The following is a 17,230-nucleotide window of genomic DNA, read 5'->3' as shown; positions in this document are numbered from 1 at the left end:
TATTTTTCACTTCAGATCGACGATAAACCATGATATTTCCTTCAGCAGCATCTTATATTCCTTCAGACACCTTCTGTCATTCCTTCAATCCTGAACGATTCCCTTCAGCTCTTCATCATCTTTCATCGCTCCCGCCTTCAACTGATTTCGCGAACTGATAACCAGAGCACCTGTAATACTTCTTAAGAAATTCTTCATATTTACACTCACTATTTGTTAAGATTTCCTTTCTATACTTAAGTCACAGCCGGCTGCAGTGATATACTTCGGAAAGGGGGAATGCAAGGTGACATTACATACAGTATTAATTGTTGATGATGATAAAGAAATCAGAGACGGGATCGAAATCTATTTAAAAAATGAAGGCTTACAGGTTGTGCAGGCGCAAAATGGTGTCGAAGCGATTGAAGCACTCAGTGAGCATGACATTCATCTGATCCTGCTTGATATTATGATGCCGCAAATGGATGGTATCACTGCAACATTTAAAATAAGAGAACAGCGCAATATACCGATTATTATGCTGAGTGCAAAAAGCGAGGATACAGATAAAATTCTCGGTCTGCAAATTGGGGCAGATGATTATGTGACGAAGCCGTTCAATCCGCTTGAACTGATCGCACGGGTAAAATCCCAGCTTAGAAGATACGTAACGTTCGGACAGTTCGAGGATGATACAGATATTGTCAGAGTGAACGGGCTTGTCCTCGATCAACAGGCTAAGCAGGTTACGGTGGACGGTGAATCAGTAAGGCTGACGCCGATTGAATTAAAAATTTTATCATTACTGATGATTCACGCGGGACGTGTCTTCTCGATTGATGAAATCTATGAAAAAGTATGGAAAGAGCCTTCTTTTAATGCGGAAAATACAGTCGCCGTACATATCAGAAAAATCCGTGAAAAAATTGAAATTAATCCTAAAAATCCGAGATATTTAAAGGTGGTGTGGGGCATTGGATATAAAATTGAAAAATAAATCACTGCTGCTGATCTGGCTATTGCTTCTATCTTATGGAGTTGGAGGCATTTTTCACGCATGGAACCGTTTATATTATTTTACAGAACAGCCTTATTATTACTGGATCTACTTCGGCGGCTGTCTGACATCACTTCTGACACTTTATGTATGGCAGAGAAATATTTATTTTGCTAATCAGCTGGCCCCTGAGAAATGGCAAAAACAATATAATCGATTGCCTCTGGATCTGGCTGCCTTCATATTACTGATTTCAATTTTTTCAGTAATAGAGCAATTAGAAAATCCATCATTTCTATATTCAGAATACATCGGTGATATTGCTTATTATTTTGTTACTTATTCTCTTTTCGGTCTTTTGATCACTGGTTTTACAATGATCCAGATCACTTATCTGTTCAGACGGATAAAATACTCATCAGATTTAATAGCTGATTGGCACCGCACACTTCTGTACCGCAGCTACCAGGCCCTGAAAGAATCATTTTTGAACAAACGCACCGGTACACAGATTTTATTGATGTCAGGCTATTTGTTTTTTTCGGGTGGTGCTACAGTTGCAGCGATTGTCGGGGTCGGACTGAATATATACATCTTACCCATTGTACTGTTTCCTGTGCTGGTAATCGGATTCATTCTTCTCATTGTCATTTTAAAACGGACCGGAGACTTCAATAAAATTGCCTCTGCTACCGCTGCAATTTCTGAAGGCAGAGTGACTGATGATGTAAGGGTCCGTGGCAATTCTGCACTTGCACAGCATGCTGCCCATATTAATCAGCTCAAGCGGGACGTGAATGTGTCCAAAAGAGAGCAGGCAAAAAGCGAGCGTCTGAAGACTGAACTGATCACAAACGTCAGCCATGATCTGCGTACCCCGCTCACCTCTATCATGACGTATACGCAGTTGCTAAAGGATCAGATGCTGACTGATGAGGAACGCAATCAGTACGTGAATGTAATTGATCAGAAATCAAAGCGGCTGAAAATGCTGATTGAGGATTTATTTGAAGCTTCAAAAATGGCAAGCGGCAGTATTGAACTAGCCAAAACACGGGTCGACCTGAATCAGCTGCTTGAGCAGTCTCTTGCTGAACACAGCGAAGCGATCGAGGAAAGTACGCTCCAATTACGTGTATCCAAGCCGGATCTTCCGCTGACAGCACATGTGGATGGGCAGAAAATCTGGCGGGTGTTTGATAATTTAATCAGCAATATGATGAAGTATTCACTGCCGAACACAAGGGTTTATATACAATTGGAACCTGCAGATGGCATGAATGTCATTACATTTAAGAATGTTTCTGCCTATGAGTTAAATGGCAATATTGATGAACTGTTTGAAAGGTTTAAACGAGGTGACGACTCCCGCCATACAGAAGGTTCAGGGCTCGGTCTTGCCATTGCAAAATCAATTATTGACCTTCATGACGGTGAATTTGATCTTGATGCAGATGGGGATTTGTTTAAAGTGACGATCCGGCTGGCTGCTTAATTTCAAATAGATAAAGATCATTTAAGAAAGAGCTGGGACATAAAAATGTCTCAGCTCTTTAAAATCGTTTGGCTGCGCTTCAGGCGGACGCTTTCCGGACGGAGGTCGCTAAGCCTCCTCGCCTTTGGCTGCGGGGTCTCAGCTTCCCTCTATTCATCCCGGAGTCGCCGTCTTACGCTCCACTAAACTAAGCTTTATCTCAATCATCAGAGTTGTTAGAAACTCATTTTTTACCTTTTGTCCAAATCTCTTCCGGCGAAATCTTCACACTGCCCATAAAACCTGTCCGGTAGAAAATCTCAATACTGTTTGAGAATAATGACACCTAAATCTATTGTCATCTACCTTTTATTTCATTTAAAATCCGGATAATCTCTTCATTTTGACGCGAATGCTCTTTTAAGTATTTTTCAACTGTAATCGAACTGATGAACAGAATGATGATGATCGCAATGAGCGCAAGTAAGTACATGAGACCTTCTCCTTTGGTATGTATTCATCTCTAATGTCTTTATAAATCTCTACGATTCAGATGAATGAAAGTTTCAAGAGAGCTGAAGGTTAGCTGCCTCTTCTTCCGCTTCTACACTCGCAGTTAAAATATCTAAAATCTGGTTATACTACTCTTACAAATCATCTATTAACCAATTGGAGGCGTTACGATGAAGATTGCAGCAGCGGTTATGACACTTGCAATTATTTTCTCTTTTACAGGGATTGTGGCTGAAGCGGAAGAGAATATTGATCATTATCAAGTCCAGTCAGGGGATACATTATGGCGAATTGCTACTGAGCATCAGACGAGTGTAGCTAAACTCAAGACTCTGAATCAGCTTTCCTCAAATGAAATTATAACGAATCAAGTACTAAAGATCCCTGCAGTTTCAGAGGAAGCTGTGCTTACAACAGACACTGAGAGTAGGATCTATACTGTAGCATCCGGTGATACTTTAGCATCTATTGCCAGAAATCAGAGTACGACAGTAGATAAACTGAGGGAACTTAATTAACTTTCCGGGAATCTAATCGTCCCGGGACAAAAATTAACTGTCTCAGATGAAGCGATTACTTCAACTCCAACGGAAACCAGTGTTTCTTTGGTGGAAACCATTATGGATATTGCTATGAAACAGCTTGGGGTCCCTTACGTATGGGGCGGGTCCACACCTGATGGGTTTGATTGCAGCGGTTTTGTCTATTATGTATTCAGGGAAACCGGCTTGGAGATTAGTCGTACGAATGCAGAGGATCAGCATGCACGTTCCTATTACGTAAACCCTCCACAAGCAGGAGATTTAGTTTTCTTTGAAAATACCTATAAAACTGGTATATCCCATGTAGGAATCTATATTGGTAACGACCAGTTTATCCATGCTAACGATGGCGATGGTGTACAAATCACAAGTTTAACAAACTCATATTGGCAATCGAAGCTTGAAGGATTTAGACGATTTGGCGATGTGGAAAGGTAGAGCAGGGTCCATCCCGGGTCTACCTTTTCACAATTTACAGGTCTTAAGATTCATATCTTTTCGCAAAAACCGTGATATATTTAGAATAATTTAACAGGTAAGGAGTGTTATACATGTCAAATCATCATGATGATGAAGAAGTAATTGAATTTGATAACGTGTATGAAATGATGCCGCCTCCGGGGACAATTATCGGTGAGGCAACTGAAGAGGAAATGGAACAGGCTGCAAACCTTGAAATCCGGCATGTTGCATTTATGCGGCTTCAGGATATGAATATTCAGTTCGATGGTTCCTCTTATAAAGAACTATTAAAGGATTTTCAGGACTTTGAAAAGGATTCAACTGATTTCTGGAGACAGATCGGAAGACGTTTACAGGTACCTTATGAGTGGCCAATCAGAATTGATCATGCTAACGGTCCCATTTACATAGGAGATACTGGTGAATATCAGGCAGCTGAAGAACAAATCGTTGAAGAGAATTGACTTTAACACGGGGTTAGCCTCCGTGTTTTTTATTTGCTCCAAAGTTTCATAGTGTAGACCCGGGTCTGTCCCGGGTCTACATTTCACCACAAAAAAGAGACGCAATAAATTGCGTCTCAACGTTTGACTTATTGATTCAAAAATACCTCAGTTGCAAGCTCGGAAACGTATGTGCTGCCTCCTTTGTCTTCGACGCCTTCAATCATCATTGCAAGGACAAACCTTGGATTATCCTGATCATATGCGACAAAGAAGCCATTTTCTTTTCCTGACTCCTCACCCGCAAGCTTCAGTTCAGCTGTGCCCGTTTTTCCTGCGATGTTGATCTCATCGACATTTGCAGGCTGTGCAAAGCCTTCAGTAACAACTTCACGTAAATCAGTTCTCAAAAGTGCCGCGTCTTCTTCGGAAAGAATGCCTTCTTTCCAGACTTCAGGCTCTTCCTCCTCAAGCAGCAGAGGTTTCATGATTGTGCCGTTTGTTAATACGACTTCATACATGGAAGCCAGGTGCAGAATATTTGTGAGCATTTCTCCCTGACCGTATGAAGTATCTGCAAGCTGTCCTTCTGAACCGATTGTTCCGTCATTGGAAACCTGGGAAACGGTCATTGGATAAGCAAATGGCAGTTCTTCTTCATAACCGAATGACTTCAGACCTTCAATTAAAGTTTCCTTACCCATCTCAAGTGCGATCTGAGCAAAATAAATATTGTCAGAGTAAACGAGACCTTTGTTCAGGTCAACAGGATTTTCTGTTTCATATACGCGTGTTACCCGGAAATCACCCCAGCCTTCTTTTTGCCAGGTCAGCCCGTCTTCAATCGTGATTCCTTTATTCGGGTCCAGCGTTCCGGCTTTTAATCCAATGGCAGCTGTAATGGTTTTTTGCGTTGATCCCGGCGCAAAAGCAGCTGAAAACCTGTTCAGTAAAGGCTGATTCGGGTCCTCCTGCAGCTCTGTCAGTCGTTCACTGCTCACACCCAGCGCTAATTCTGCCGGATCAAAACCTGGTGAACTTGCCAGTACAAGCGTCTCTCCAGTACCTGGATCCACTGCAGCAGCTGTGCCCGGCTGACCTTTCATTGACTCATAAGCAGTTTTTTGAAGTTCAGCATCAATGGTTAAGGTGATCGTTTCGCCGTCCTGTGGTGCCATCTCAGTCACTGTGACTGTTTCCGCTTCTTTTTCGATCCCAATGACGCCTCCTGATGTTGCACGCAGACGATCTTCCAGTAACTGTTCAAGTCCTCTTCTGCCGATCATATCAGTGGACGTGTAGCCTTCACCCTCAAGCTCCTCTAATTGCTCAGCAGTAATGGGTGTAATGTAGCCTGTCAGATGGGACACCGCTTCTCCATAAGGATACTCCCTCATTTCAACTGACTGTGAATAGATACCAGGGAGAGATGTAATAGACGTGACAAGCTCCTGTTGATTTCCTGATACCTTTTGAATCGGTACAAATAATTCGTCCTCAACCCATGATTGTGATAATGCATTGTCAATGGACTCAACCGTGATAGACAGTTCTTCAGCTAGCGTGCTTTTTGCTTCATCTGTCAATTCCCCGGGGACGACACCTACCTGATAGCCTTCCCCATTGATCGCTAACGGATTACCATTTCGGTCATACAGTTCTCCGCGAACGCCGGGGATAGAAGAAATCATGATAGCATCCTCCGGCTCAAGATCAGGAAGAATAAAAGAACGTTCCCAATCAACGTACCAGTTCGTCTCTTCCTCACGTTCCTCATTAATCAGCGTCACGTTTTTGCTGTAGGAAACCGGTCCTGCAAATGTATCAAAAGCGACGTTAATGCCAATCTCAGCAGGCTCTTCCTCAGGCCATTCCTTATCCTCAGGAACCTCAGCCATTGTTACCTCCAGATTAGACATTTCGATATCACCATACACTTTAGTCCAGTAATCGACCATTTGCTCTTCTGTAAATGTGTCCTTCGATTCTGTTGTTGAGTACTCTTCAAACATCACATCAAAACCTTCTTCATTCCAATGTGAGACGTATTCACTTAACCGTTCTTCCGGTGTGACTGGTTCATCGCTGCAACCTGCTAAAAAGACAGCCGCCAGCACGAACAATAACCCTGCCAGTTTTGTTTTCATCAAAGACCCCCAAAGTTGATTAGTTATGTATATGGTAACAAACATTCCCAAAATATGATCATTTTTTCGAATGATTGCATAAAAGCATGCACGACCATCGTCATCTATTAGTATTCTTCCCTATTGACGACACAATTCTACTTTACGATTCAATATTTTTGATAAAAATTCAAAGGGACCGCTCAAAAACCAGGGTCCCTTTGAACTATTCATGGTTTTATTCCTCTGCCCCTAACATCTGCACTGCCATCTCATGCATCTCTTCCAACCCGGATACTAAAGCATATTCAGCAACCACAATTGGACCAGCCGCCTGCACCTCTTCAATATGTTCAGCCATTCCTGGCCAGGTACGTCCACCCGCAGCCTCGTAGGAGTCAATCAGCTTTCGAAGTCCCTCTTTCCCGAAAATCTGCAGGTGCGCTGTGAAATCGAATGATACATCACCCACGCTCACTTCTGTCCAGTCAATGAATCCTGTCACGGCACTTTGTTCATTAATCAGAATATGACCCGGGTGCAAATCACCATGTCTGACTCCTGCATGTGCCGGCCAGATCTGCTCATTTGCCAGCCAGTTTTCCCAGCGCTCCCATAGCGCGGGATGGATATCAAAGTGTTCTTTGATATGATTCATTCTCTTCTTCATTGCAGTCCTCATGTCTTTACCTTCAATGATTGTGATACCCGCATTTTTGAGTAGATCAACCTTTAAAGTATGCAGCTCCACCATCGCTTTACCCATCGAGCGGTAAAATACATCAGGCGGGTTCTGCTCATCCAGCTCCCACACATATGCCTGCTGCTCCATATCAATCGTTGCAGCCGGAACACCGTCAAGCTGCTTATAGGCAATCAGGTGTTCTGTAAATACTGACCAGCGTGGCACCTGAAAAGAGACGTTTTCATTCAGAATATCGAGAGCGTGTTTCTCAACAGCCGCATGTCTCATCGACTCCTTTTGACGCGGAATGCGCAGAATCCACTTTTCTCCGTTCAGGTCTGTCGCATGCGCCACCTGGAAATCTACTCCGGATTCATTTATTTTTAACCTCTCTTCAGTAAAAAGGAGTCCCTCTTGTTTTGCTAATTGTATAATCTCTTCGTGTTTCATTTTATAAACCTCCAATTTTATGTTTTTAAAAACCCCGCAGATCGCTCTGCGGGGTTCTGGGTAAACGGGCGTACAACAAAAAACGTCTCCCTTTAAATACAAAAAGAAAGACAGATCTCATCTGCCTTTCTTCATCGTCAAAAAACTGATCCGTTGAAGATTATTAAAAATGTGCAGACTTCTCCCGTTTACTCCGTTAATGAAAACAGAGCCTTTGAACATATGAAATTACTAATTGTTCAAAGTTTGCTGGCGTAGTCTCACTGAATACATTTTTAACAACCCTCCTCTTTTATAGTAAATTCACTATACATCAATTGATTAATCCTGTCACGGATTCTACTAGTATGTCTGATTAAATGATAACACGAATTGTCTTCTGATTTCAGTCTTGTTCTCCATTTATTTACTGATAGGATGGTGTAGACGCTACTTTTTAAGGGAGGCTTTATATGGATTGCCGAATTAAACAAAGAGATGGTTTTGAAGGTAAAATTGGTGAGCTGGTTTCAATGTTGGATTATTCAAGGGATGTTTTACTCAGTGATATAAAGGGTCTGAGCCAGTCAGATCTGGATTTCATTGCATATGAAGGAGCGAATTCAATTGGGGCACTGCTGAAGCATATCGCCTCTGTCGAATTTGTTCATCAGCTGATCACGCATGAAGACAGAGACTTGAATGAAAAAGAATTTTCCGAATGGAAGACTGCCCTGTTTCTCGGTCCTGAAGCATCTCATGAGATCCGGAACCAGCCGCTTGATTATTACTTAAATCTCTTAAATGCAACCAGAGAAAAAACACTATCAATTTTAAGCTCAAAGAATGAAGAATGGCTGTTCGAGGAAGGCAAATGGGACAATGGCGTGGCCCATAATAAATACTGGTTTTGGTATCACGTGATGGAAGATGAGGTCAACCATCGCGGACAGATCAGGGTAATTAAAAAAATGCTTTTACATAAAAAAGAGTCATGAAGTTTTTAAAGATCCTTTATATTTTTATAACCGGCACGATCATCTCTTATTATTATGGACTGTATATGCCGAAAGACGGGGTTGTACAGGGGATTCTGTATTGGATCGCAGCTGCCCTGGTTGGGATTATTTATTATTTGATTTACAGGTGGATTTTCAGCCGGTTCGAAGGTGAAAATGATATTTAGAAAGTGTATTTGAGGACATTGAAAACAGACCACCTCTCTGTCCTCAAAGCTTTATTATAAAAGTACTCACCAGCTATTCTAACCAGATCAACCAATCACTTTTAAACATACCGCCATTCCCCACTTAACCTCACAAAAATAAGGTCTATCTAACCTGTCGTTTTCATAAAAAATAAAGTATGATTTTCTTTTCCAGTTCATTACATCATTGAAAGTTGAGAAGGAGATTGCGCAGGATGAGTGTGTGGGAGCTGTTTGTTGCTTTTTTGCTGGGATTGGTAGAAGGATTAACGGAATTTGCACCGGTGTCATCAACCGGGCACATGATTGTAGTAGATGACTTATGGCTGAGGTCTTCTGAATTTTTGGGGAGTCCAGTGGCTAATACATTTAAAGTTGTGATTCAGCTCGGTTCGATTTTGGCAGTTGTTGTTGTGTTTCGTCAGCGGATCATAGATTTAATTGGACTTAATACGCAAACCAGGGGGAAACAGGAGAAACTGCGTTTATCCCATGTATTTATTGGTTTGCTTCCTGCCGGAGTGCTTGGTCTGTTATTTGAGGACTATATTGATGAACACCTGTTTTCACTTGAAACGGTACTGATTGGACTTGTAATCGGGGCATTTCTGATGATTGCTGCTGACTTGGTAAGCGGAAAGAAAATGAAGATCGAAACGGTTGATCAAATATCCTACAGACAGGCCTTTTCTATTGGTCTGATTCAGTGTCTTTCTTTATGGCCGGGATTTTCACGCTCAGGCTCAACCATTTCTGGAGGCGTCCTGCTTGGTCTCAGCCACAGGGCTGCAGCCGACTTCACTTTTATTATGGCAGTGCCCATCATGATGGGAGCAAGCGCCATCTCATTATTAAGTAAATGGGAATACTTCACAGTGGAGATGCTGCCATTTTTCACAGTAGGCTTTGTGAGCGCCTTTATCTTTGCATTGATTTCGATCAAATTCTTTCTGAAGCTGATCAACCGGATTCGCCTGATCCCATTTGCGATTTACCGGATCGTGCTGGCCGGTGTGATTTATGTGCTTTATTTTACTTAAGCTGTAATATGGATTCAGCATGTTCATACAAAAAACTGGTACCCCAAAGAACAGCTGCTTTCTTCCGGGTACCAGTTTTTATTTGAAAACAAACAGCTGATTATTTCAGCCGCTCCTCGTAATCCTTATATAGTGACCATATATCCTCAGACAATGCTGAACCCGGATCCGATAACTCCTGATACCAGCTGACCGGTTCTTCATCAAGGCTGTCATCAATCAGCATAAGCGCCTCTCTCAGAAATTCATAGTTCGCTATGCATTCATTCAGTGTTTCTGCAGAAATACTCCCGTCTTCGCTTACCTGTTTCTCAAGCTGTGCATATTGTCTGGATAAAACCGTGAATTGATTACCAATCACGCTGACTTTTCCATTCATAAAATCATAATCAACGGACTGCGACTGTAACTTCCCCTGATGGAGTGAAAAGGCATGAGGGAAAGATCCTTCTGCCGATTCACTGACCCAATCATCAGGGGAAGTTTCCAGATCAAACAAGGAATTATTTACTGTTCGGATATAATAAGATCCCTGCTGCGCCTGAAAAGCAAGATTCTGCCGGAAGAGAAATATATTCAGAGTAATAGACAATATCAAAAATAATGAAACAACCAATCTGATCAGATTCTTTTTATTTTTCAACGATATCACCTCAGTTCTGAACATCCACACGCTTCATTACAGATTTTAACAGATTTTTGTCCTCCGGGTATACATGGTTTACATTTTCAATCTGTGTTTGTGACATCCAGGCAGTCTTTTCTATAGTCTTGTCAGGGTCATTAATTCCACTGCTATTCTTCAGTTTCTTTACATTGAAGTAGTAGGTTTCCACCTGATACCCTTTGATCACTGCTTTTTTGAAAAACAGCTGACCCATGATTTCAATTTCATACCCCGTTTCCTCCATCACTTCTCTCGCGCAGCATTCCTCAGGCGTCTCCCCTTCTTCCATTCCACCTGAGGGAACCGCCCAGGCATCTGAACCAAAGCTTTTCACCATCAGGACTTCATTGTTTTCATTCAGACAGACAGCTGCTGCACCTGACCACTTTTTCATTGGGCCACTTCCTCTGCAAGTTCCTCTTCTGCTAACATGCGTTCTGCCCACTCGACCGTCCGCACCATTACGCCATCACCTGAGAGCCATACATCCGGCTCAAGTCCCACTGCTTCCCTTCCATAAGAATAAGGACTCATAATCAGGGTGGAGGGCATGCCAATCATAATCCCTGAATGCGGTAAAAATAACATTGATCCCATATCACTTGTAAAAACGCCTGCTGAAGGTCCGCCAATGAGAACTGTATTGTCATATTCCATCAGTGCTTCAACCATGATTTCACCGGCTGATGCTGTGTTTTCATTCATCAGCACATAGAGTGGCGTGTCAAGAGATGGTTCTTTTGAGATTTCCACCCCTGTACCTGCCCATTCCGTGCCAAATGTCTCTACTCTTGAAATTGGGCTCACGTCTGTAAAGTTCGCATCATATTCTCCATAAACGGCCTCTGGCAGGTGATCGTAGAACGTTTCCGAATCTAGGCCGGTCTCTTCTAACGTTTCTCTTGTATGAGATAGTAACGCGTGAACAGTATTCGTCTCGAGAAAAACAGTTTCTGAGTGTGAAGGTGGGGAGCCTGTCAACTCATGAATAAATTTGTTTACTAAATAAAGATTTCCCCCCATGTTATTTCTTAAGTCTAATATGGCTGCAGGCGCTTCTTTAATCAAATCAACTGTATCCAGCATATCATCATAAGTATATGGGTCATCCTCGTATGCCAGCATTGTCCGCCATGTAATGACAGGAATGTCTGTATCTGTTTCACTTACCTCAAACGGCTTCATCCCGCCCGGATTCGTAAACAGTTTTTCCGGCTTTCCTGTATAAATATCTGCCGCTGTTTCAATCTCCCATTGTTCAGCCTCACCCTCTGACAGCGATACTGCCCGGTAAATTAATTCCCCATTTTCATCAAATGATGGTTTTAATAGATCTTCCGGTGATTCATCATTAATCAGCGTAACTTCTTCATCATTGAAAAAGTATGCTTCATTTTCCTTCGTGAATGTCCATTCCTCCACACCATATTGAGCCAGTTCTTTCTCATACGCATTCTGTCCATGGATCACAAAATGCTGGTCTTTTATAAACGAAAAGTGTTCTCTCAATTGATCTGCATAATCCTCTCCCTCGACTTCAGCATCTGCAGAACTGACCCACTGCATCATGTCATCCGCAGCAGACAGAAATGCTTCATCGCCACCATAAAATTCATAAGGACCATACCCATAACGCATCGCACTTAAAAAAGTCTTAAGATCCTCTTCCATTTCCTCACGGGTCAGCCGATCAGCTAATTCACGCTCTTCAGTCAGAGATTGAAGCGTATCTGTATCGAGTTCAGGAATAACTGTATCCTGATAGTTATGCAGATAATCAGCTGCTCCAGGCGGCTTTTCAAAATTCCTGCTGATCACAAGCTCCTCTACCTGTTCCTCAACTTCAACCTGATCTGCCTCCACACATGCTGACAGCAGCAGGACAGACACCATCCCCAATCCAATTACTCTCTTCATCCCATCCCCACCCTTCCTTGCTTTCTTTACGTGGAAATGTTTTGAAAAGTTTCATTTCTTTTGGTTCATGATGTCAGCTAGAAATTCAAAATTCCAATCATGACCCGGAAATGAACTGAATACCTTAAATAGAATATGGATCTGACATTCTAAGGAGTGAAATCATATGCCGATTGTTAGTGGAATGCATTTTGTTTATACGGTTCAGCCGGGTGACACGTTATTTTCGATTGCCCGGAGATTTGGCAGCAGCGTGGCTGACATTGAATCAGCAAATGCGCTGTATCCGCCATTTACAGATCCCGGGCTGATTTTCCCGGGGCAGGTGCTCATTGTGACAAGACCGGGGACAAATCAGACGAGTCAGGTCATTGCCCCCGGCGATAACCTCTATCGTCTCGCCCAGCGTTACTCAACGACTGTCGATTTACTTTTTGGCATCAACCCACAGCTGGCCGATCCGGGTTTGATCTATGTCAATGATCAGCTGCTCATTCCGGCATTTGTCTATCAGGTTGAAACAGGTGATACACTCAACAAAATTGCCAGTCAGTTCGGGATGCCGCTGTCAGATGTATTGAAAGCAAATGAACAGCGGCCAGGGTTCTCACCGGACGTCATCTATCCCGGCTATCGCTTCCTGATCCCGCTTCCCTCATCAGCTAACATCGTCGTCTTCAGTCCATTCCCGGGCACACAAATCACACGGGGAACAAAACTCGCCGGTTTCGCACGGGCATTTGAAGGTGCGATTTTATACAAAATAGCAGACGCAAATGGAACAACAGTCACCAATGAAGCTCCCATTCAGGCCTCTGAAGGCGGACCGGCATTTGGCTCCTATTCCATTCCAATTAAATTTGACCGTAACCCAACCGCTCAGACAGGCGAACTGTGGGTCTACGCAAGAAGCGCAAACGATGGGAGTATCATTGACCTGGTGAAAGTAAGAGTCTTATTTTAAAAAGCAGTGAAGGAGGCCTGATTCTCTCTCCTTCACTGCTTTTATTGTACATACTCCACTCCATCTTCCGTATATGACTCTAAAATCACTTTCCCATTGCTTCTGTAGTAATAATAGATTTTCTCATCATCTTTCAATTCGATCCCGACCATCCAGTTTTTATCGCCAGGCAGGTTGGCAATGAAAGGTTCACTGACAAGAATCTGATCTTCTGAAATATTCTTTTCAGTCACCAGATATTCAATGACGCTTTTTTCAACACTTGCCTGTACAGCTTTCATAAAACCGAAGCCTGTGGCTGAAAGTAAAACCAGAATGAGTATTGCAATGCCTGTTTTTTTCATTGTGTGCTCCTTATCCTGATTTATTTTTCACCACTAATCACAACATTTTTCTTGATAATAAGAATATATTAACATTTAATGCCATACAGACCATTTTCATTATTATTGATTTAAAAAGAAAAAACTGAAGGAAAGGGTCTGACCCTATCCTTCAGTTTCAACCTTCAGCAAATTAATTTTCTGTTCCACTTCAGCTTTTATCTGTTCCCATTTTCCATCCAGCACTTTACTCAGCCCAATATGAAAATGGATGACAGATGGTTCAATCGCAATCAGGTATCCTTTTACTTCATCTTTTTGCTGATACAGCGCGTTAAACAGATGGATATTGTGTGGTGAGATGTCCAGACTCTGTTGTTCCCGAAGTTCTTCAAGGGGAATGATACTCACTTCGCCAGCCTTTTTGTTATTAAAAACTGCATCCACAATGATGACTGTATCCGCTCCGTGAATTTGTTCCAGACAGTAATCCACGTCAGATTCTCCAATCAGATATTGAACCTGATCATCTTTATGGTTTTCCGCCAGTGCTTCCACAACATAAATTCCGATCCCGTCATCCATCATCAGCCGGTTTCCAATACCCAGAACAATGACTTTTTCCATTAAAATACCTTAATCGTTTTGACTTGTTTCCCCGGTCTGTACACATGAGTCGCACAAGACATACAGGGGTCAAATGACCGGAGAATCCGTCCAATCTCAGCCGGTTTGTCCGGGTTTTGAATAGGTGTACCGATAAGCGCTTCTTCAGCAACTCCTCTGTATCCCTCATCATCCTTTGTGGAAAAATCCCATGTTGAAGGGGTGATAATCTGATAGAAGGATAATTTTTTGTCTTTTATTTTCAACCAGTGTCCGAGTGCTCCCCTTGTTGTATCTACAAGTCCTCTTCCTTCTCCACTTTCAGGAACTTCATACTTCTTTTGTACATCAACGTCAGGGATGATCTGTGAAAGCAGTGTTTTCATGATTGCTGTTATCTTTTTTGCTTCCAGTGCACGTGCAATGGTCCGGTCCATTGCAGAGACCCTATTCTGATAATTCCCGCTCAATATTAACCTCGCAAGTGGTCCCACTTCAAAAGGCAAACCATTATATCTCGGGGCTTTTACCCAGGAATAGGCTTTCTGCTTATTTTGATCAGGAACCGGCATCAGTGAATCAGGGTTGTACGTATCTGCAGGCGCCTGAAACCAGGAATAGTCGATTTTTTCTTTAATCTTGCTTTCATCAAAGGCTTCAATCGTATTCATGGCATAGACAAGCGGATCCACATACAGAGTGCCCAGTTCTCCATAATGATCAAAAGCTCCATAGGAGAGTAGATTTCCATATCCTCCGCCTATTTGAAAATACTCCGGATAGTAATGAGCAATTTCATATACATCAGGAATCATTTTGTCATCAATAAATGCAATAATGTCATCAAGTAGAGAATCAAGTGTGACGACTTTCTCTGCAGTCGCCTGCGTGGTCACTCCACCGATAAATACGCCATGATTGTGCGGTGCTTTCCCGCCTAATACGGCAAGCATCTGATGAGCTGACCGGCTGATCGGAAGAGAATCAAAGTAATGCTTGGCAATCCGGTCATTGACTGTTTTCGGCAGCCGGAAATCTTCGTGATCGGACGCCAAAAGTGTGTTTTGTTCCATTCTCACAAAATCAGGAACGGTATATTGATAAAAATGACGGATATGATTCTGAAGATACTCACAGCAATGAATGATATCCCTCAAATATCTCCCCTGTTCCATCGGGGTGATATTCAATGCATCCTCTAAAGCAATAGAAGACGCCATTGAGTGGGCAGCCGAACAGATCCCGCAGATACGCTGTGTAAAGTAGACGGCATCAAAAGGTTTTCTGCCAACCATCATCTGTTCAAAACCGCGGAATAAATTTCCCTTTGTCTTTGCATCAACTACCCTGTTATTTTCAACTGTCACGTCTATTTCCATAAAACCACTGATCCTTGTTAAAGGGTTAATGATGATTTTTCTATTCATCCTGTACAATCCTTGTAGTGTCGTAGCTGACAAAAGGCTCCATTGCATCAGGGAACCCGAATGATGCACACCCAATACAGGGAGTCGATGCCCCGACCGGCCAGTTCACATGACCGTTCCATTGACGGGTCGGACAATCCACTCTCGTTACAGGCCCCCGGCACCCAAGTTTGAACAGGCACGTTTTATCACCAAGCTTTTCAGCAAAGATTCCCCTGTCAAAAAACGGCCGTCGCGGACAGCGGTCATGAATCAATGTGCTGTAAAACATCAGAGGTCTGTTTAAATTATCAGTCTCAGGCTCACCGTACAGCAAAATGTGCGCAAGGGTGCCTAGAAACCAGTCCGGGTTGACCGGGCAGCCAGTTAATTTGATGATGTTCCTGTCAGGCAAAACTGTCTGCAGACCGACTGATTCCGAAGGGTTAGGCTTGGCAGCTGATACGCCTCCATGCGTTGCACAGGCTCCTACGGCCAGAATATGTGAAGCTTTCTCCCCTAACATCTGAGCTGCCTGCAATCCTGTAAAAGGCTCACCTTTCCATCGTCCGATCACATTATACAACCCATCGTTTTTTAACGCGACGGCACCTTCCACAGCGAGAATATAATCTTCATCCAGCACCTCCATCAGCTGTTCAATTGCCTGTTCCCCTTCAGCAGCCATTAAGCTGTTGCTGTATCGGAGGTTGACCATTGAGTTCAGCGTATATTCGAAATCCGGGTTCTGGCCATTTAATAAAGATATAATATTACCTGAACAGCCGTTGAGTTCAAGGTAAACGAGGTTTCTCTTTTTAATCAGTCCCTGCCTGATCTGTTCATTCACCTCATTTTTTAACCTTGAAGCAATCGCCTCATTTGTCAGCGTTTCAGGCGGTAATATATAACCTTCCATCAGACAAGCCTCCCTGCCACTGGTAATGTTGTCAAAATTGACTCCTGCCCTGCATGACAGCTCGCAAATGCACCGCTATGGTCTTTGCCTGCTGTTAATGCGAAATGCGTAGCTGCCGCCCATGCACGATTATTCGTTACATCATACACAACACCGTTGACGGCAACATAGGCAGGCCTGCCATTTTTTCCGTCAAAAGTGGCTAATTCCTCGACGGTTAAATCGCGAAGATTCTGCTGATAGAACTGAAGCGGAGGTGTCGGCGTGATCGGTGGAATCGCCGGGTGTCCTAAAAAGACGGATGCCGGTGTCTGATTTGATAATTGTGAAACAGCGTGCTGCCGAGTTAATTGTTCTCCTACCGCCTGTATCGAGAATAATGTTTCCCTTAGCCGCTGCAGCGTCCGCTCAGCATTCATATAGGGATTTCGCGCTTCAGAAAAGTTGTAAAGATCCCGCTGTGCCAAAACAATCAGGTGCCTCATCTGCAACCCGAGCAATTCCGGAGTGTTATGCATGTCATCCTCC

Annotated in this window: 20 protein-coding genes; 9 read left to right on the top strand and 11 right to left on the bottom strand. The window is 43.0% G+C overall.

Annotated elements, in window-relative coordinates; all coding sequences use genetic code 11:
- Positions 1 to 286: 286 nt before the first annotated feature.
- Both UFB30_RS10985 and UFB30_RS10980 read left to right on the top strand, forming a co-directional pair.
- On the top strand, positions 287 to 979 hold the full coding sequence (locus tag UFB30_RS10985) for a response regulator transcription factor (protein WP_322421741.1): 693 nt from the start codon (positions 287 to 289) through the stop codon (positions 977 to 979).
- A complete protein-coding gene (locus UFB30_RS10980) occupies positions 957 to 2,474 on the top strand; it encodes a HAMP domain-containing sensor histidine kinase (RefSeq protein ID WP_322421740.1) in 1,518 nt (505 codons plus the stop codon). Before UFB30_RS10985 ends, UFB30_RS10980 begins: the two co-directional genes overlap by 23 nt.
- Positions 2,475 to 2,811: 337 nt before the next feature.
- On the opposite strand, the gene UFB30_RS10975 is transcribed toward UFB30_RS10980, so the two are convergent.
- Positions 2,812 to 2,946: a hypothetical protein gene (locus UFB30_RS10975; RefSeq protein WP_322421739.1), complete on the bottom strand. Its 135-nt coding sequence runs from the start codon at positions 2,944 to 2,946 to the stop codon at positions 2,812 to 2,814.
- Between the two features lie 190 nt (positions 2,947 to 3,136).
- Between UFB30_RS10975 and UFB30_RS10970 the strand changes: the two genes are divergently transcribed.
- The 3 genes from UFB30_RS10970 (at position 3,137) to UFB30_RS10960 (ending at position 4,434) form a co-directional block, all read left to right on the top strand.
- Positions 3,137 to 3,484, top strand: coding sequence for a LysM peptidoglycan-binding domain-containing protein (locus UFB30_RS10970; RefSeq protein ID WP_322421738.1), 348 nt, complete (start codon positions 3,137 to 3,139; stop codon positions 3,482 to 3,484).
- 102 nt (positions 3,485 to 3,586) lie between these two features.
- Positions 3,587 to 3,946, top strand: coding sequence for a C40 family peptidase (locus UFB30_RS10965; RefSeq protein ID WP_322421737.1), 360 nt, complete (start codon positions 3,587 to 3,589; stop codon positions 3,944 to 3,946).
- 113 nt (positions 3,947 to 4,059) lie between these two features.
- Complete coding sequence (locus tag UFB30_RS10960; protein ID WP_322421736.1) at positions 4,060 to 4,434, top strand: hypothetical protein; 375 nt, start codon at positions 4,060 to 4,062, stop codon at positions 4,432 to 4,434.
- A gap of 128 nt (positions 4,435 to 4,562) precedes the next feature.
- On the opposite strand, the gene UFB30_RS10955 is transcribed toward UFB30_RS10960, so the two are convergent.
- Together UFB30_RS10955 and UFB30_RS10950 are read right to left on the bottom strand one after the other, a co-directional pair.
- Positions 4,563 to 6,560, bottom strand: coding sequence for a penicillin-binding transpeptidase domain-containing protein (locus UFB30_RS10955; protein ID WP_322421735.1), 1,998 nt, complete (start codon positions 6,558 to 6,560; stop codon positions 4,563 to 4,565).
- A gap of 217 nt (positions 6,561 to 6,777) precedes the next feature.
- Positions 6,778 to 7,674, bottom strand: a complete 897-nt coding sequence (locus tag UFB30_RS10950) for a macrolide 2'-phosphotransferase (protein WP_322421734.1) — start codon at positions 7,672 to 7,674, stop codon at positions 6,778 to 6,780.
- A 452-nt stretch (positions 7,675 to 8,126) separates the two neighbouring features.
- Here UFB30_RS10950 and UFB30_RS10945 point away from each other — a divergent pair, with 452 nt between their 5' ends.
- From UFB30_RS10945 to UFB30_RS10935, 3 genes are all read left to right on the top strand, one after another.
- On the top strand, positions 8,127 to 8,651 hold the full coding sequence (locus UFB30_RS10945) for a DinB family protein (protein WP_322421733.1): 525 nt from the start codon (positions 8,127 to 8,129) through the stop codon (positions 8,649 to 8,651).
- The gene (locus UFB30_RS10940; protein WP_322421732.1) at positions 8,648 to 8,839 is read left to right on the top strand and encodes a hypothetical protein; all 192 of its coding nucleotides are present in this window, start codon (positions 8,648 to 8,650) and stop codon (positions 8,837 to 8,839) included. Before UFB30_RS10945 ends, UFB30_RS10940 begins: the two co-directional genes overlap by 4 nt.
- 236 nt (positions 8,840 to 9,075) lie before the next feature.
- Entirely contained in the window at positions 9,076 to 9,900 is an 825-nt protein-coding gene (locus UFB30_RS10935; RefSeq protein WP_322421731.1) for an undecaprenyl-diphosphate phosphatase, read from the top strand.
- A 100-nt stretch (positions 9,901 to 10,000) separates the two neighbouring features.
- On the opposite strand, the gene UFB30_RS10930 is transcribed toward UFB30_RS10935, so the two are convergent.
- The 3 genes from UFB30_RS10930 to UFB30_RS10920 are packed head-to-tail and all read right to left on the bottom strand — an operon-like array spanning position 10,001 to position 12,484.
- Positions 10,001 to 10,543 (bottom strand): hypothetical protein, encoded by a 543-nt coding sequence (locus tag UFB30_RS10930; RefSeq protein WP_322421730.1) that lies wholly within the window; start codon positions 10,541 to 10,543, stop codon positions 10,001 to 10,003.
- Positions 10,544 to 10,553: 10 nt separating this feature from the next.
- Positions 10,554 to 10,961, bottom strand: a complete 408-nt coding sequence (locus tag UFB30_RS10925; protein ID WP_322421729.1) for an NUDIX hydrolase — start codon at positions 10,959 to 10,961, stop codon at positions 10,554 to 10,556.
- Positions 10,958 to 12,484 carry a S41 family peptidase gene (locus tag UFB30_RS10920; protein WP_322421728.1) on the bottom strand — a complete coding sequence of 509 codons (1,527 nt, stop codon included), beginning with the start codon at positions 12,482 to 12,484 and terminating at the stop codon, positions 10,958 to 10,960. Before UFB30_RS10920 ends, UFB30_RS10925 begins: the two co-directional genes overlap by 4 nt.
- A 166-nt stretch (positions 12,485 to 12,650) precedes the next feature.
- Between UFB30_RS10920 and UFB30_RS10915 the strand changes: the two genes are divergently transcribed.
- Positions 12,651 to 13,448 carry a LysM peptidoglycan-binding domain-containing protein gene (locus UFB30_RS10915; protein WP_322421727.1) on the top strand — a complete coding sequence of 266 codons (798 nt, stop codon included), beginning with the start codon at positions 12,651 to 12,653 and terminating at the stop codon, positions 13,446 to 13,448.
- Between the two features lie 41 nt (positions 13,449 to 13,489).
- On the opposite strand, the gene UFB30_RS10910 is transcribed toward UFB30_RS10915, so the two are convergent.
- The 5 genes from UFB30_RS10910 to UFB30_RS10890 all read right to left on the bottom strand — a co-directional run bounded on the left by UFB30_RS10910 (position 13,490) and on the right by UFB30_RS10890 (position 17,220).
- Complete coding sequence (locus UFB30_RS10910; protein ID WP_322421726.1) at positions 13,490 to 13,792, bottom strand: hypothetical protein; 303 nt, start codon at positions 13,790 to 13,792, stop codon at positions 13,490 to 13,492.
- Positions 13,793 to 13,936: 144 nt separating this feature from the next.
- Positions 13,937 to 14,398: a hydrogenase maturation protease gene (locus tag UFB30_RS10905; protein ID WP_322421725.1), complete on the bottom strand. Its 462-nt coding sequence runs from the start codon at positions 14,396 to 14,398 to the stop codon at positions 13,937 to 13,939.
- A complete protein-coding gene (locus tag UFB30_RS10900; RefSeq protein WP_322421724.1) occupies positions 14,398 to 15,804 on the bottom strand; it encodes a nickel-dependent hydrogenase large subunit in 1,407 nt (468 codons plus the stop codon). Before UFB30_RS10900 ends, UFB30_RS10905 begins: the two co-directional genes overlap by 1 nt.
- Positions 15,797 to 16,702 (bottom strand): hydrogenase small subunit, encoded by a 906-nt coding sequence (locus UFB30_RS10895; protein WP_322421723.1) that lies wholly within the window; start codon positions 16,700 to 16,702, stop codon positions 15,797 to 15,799. The genes UFB30_RS10900 and UFB30_RS10895 overlap by 8 nt, the downstream gene beginning before the upstream one ends.
- Positions 16,702 to 17,220, bottom strand: a complete 519-nt coding sequence (locus tag UFB30_RS10890; RefSeq protein WP_322421722.1) for a cytochrome b5 domain-containing protein — start codon at positions 17,218 to 17,220, stop codon at positions 16,702 to 16,704. The genes UFB30_RS10895 and UFB30_RS10890 overlap by 1 nt, the downstream gene beginning before the upstream one ends.
- Positions 17,221 to 17,230 lie beyond the last annotated feature (10 nt).

Origin of the sequence: Jeotgalibacillus haloalkalitolerans (assembly GCF_034427455.1) — a bacterium.
Classification (GTDB): domain Bacteria; phylum Bacillota; class Bacilli; order Bacillales; family Jeotgalibacillaceae; genus Jeotgalibacillus; species Jeotgalibacillus haloalkalitolerans.
This window is presented reverse-complemented; position numbering and strand designations above follow the sequence as displayed.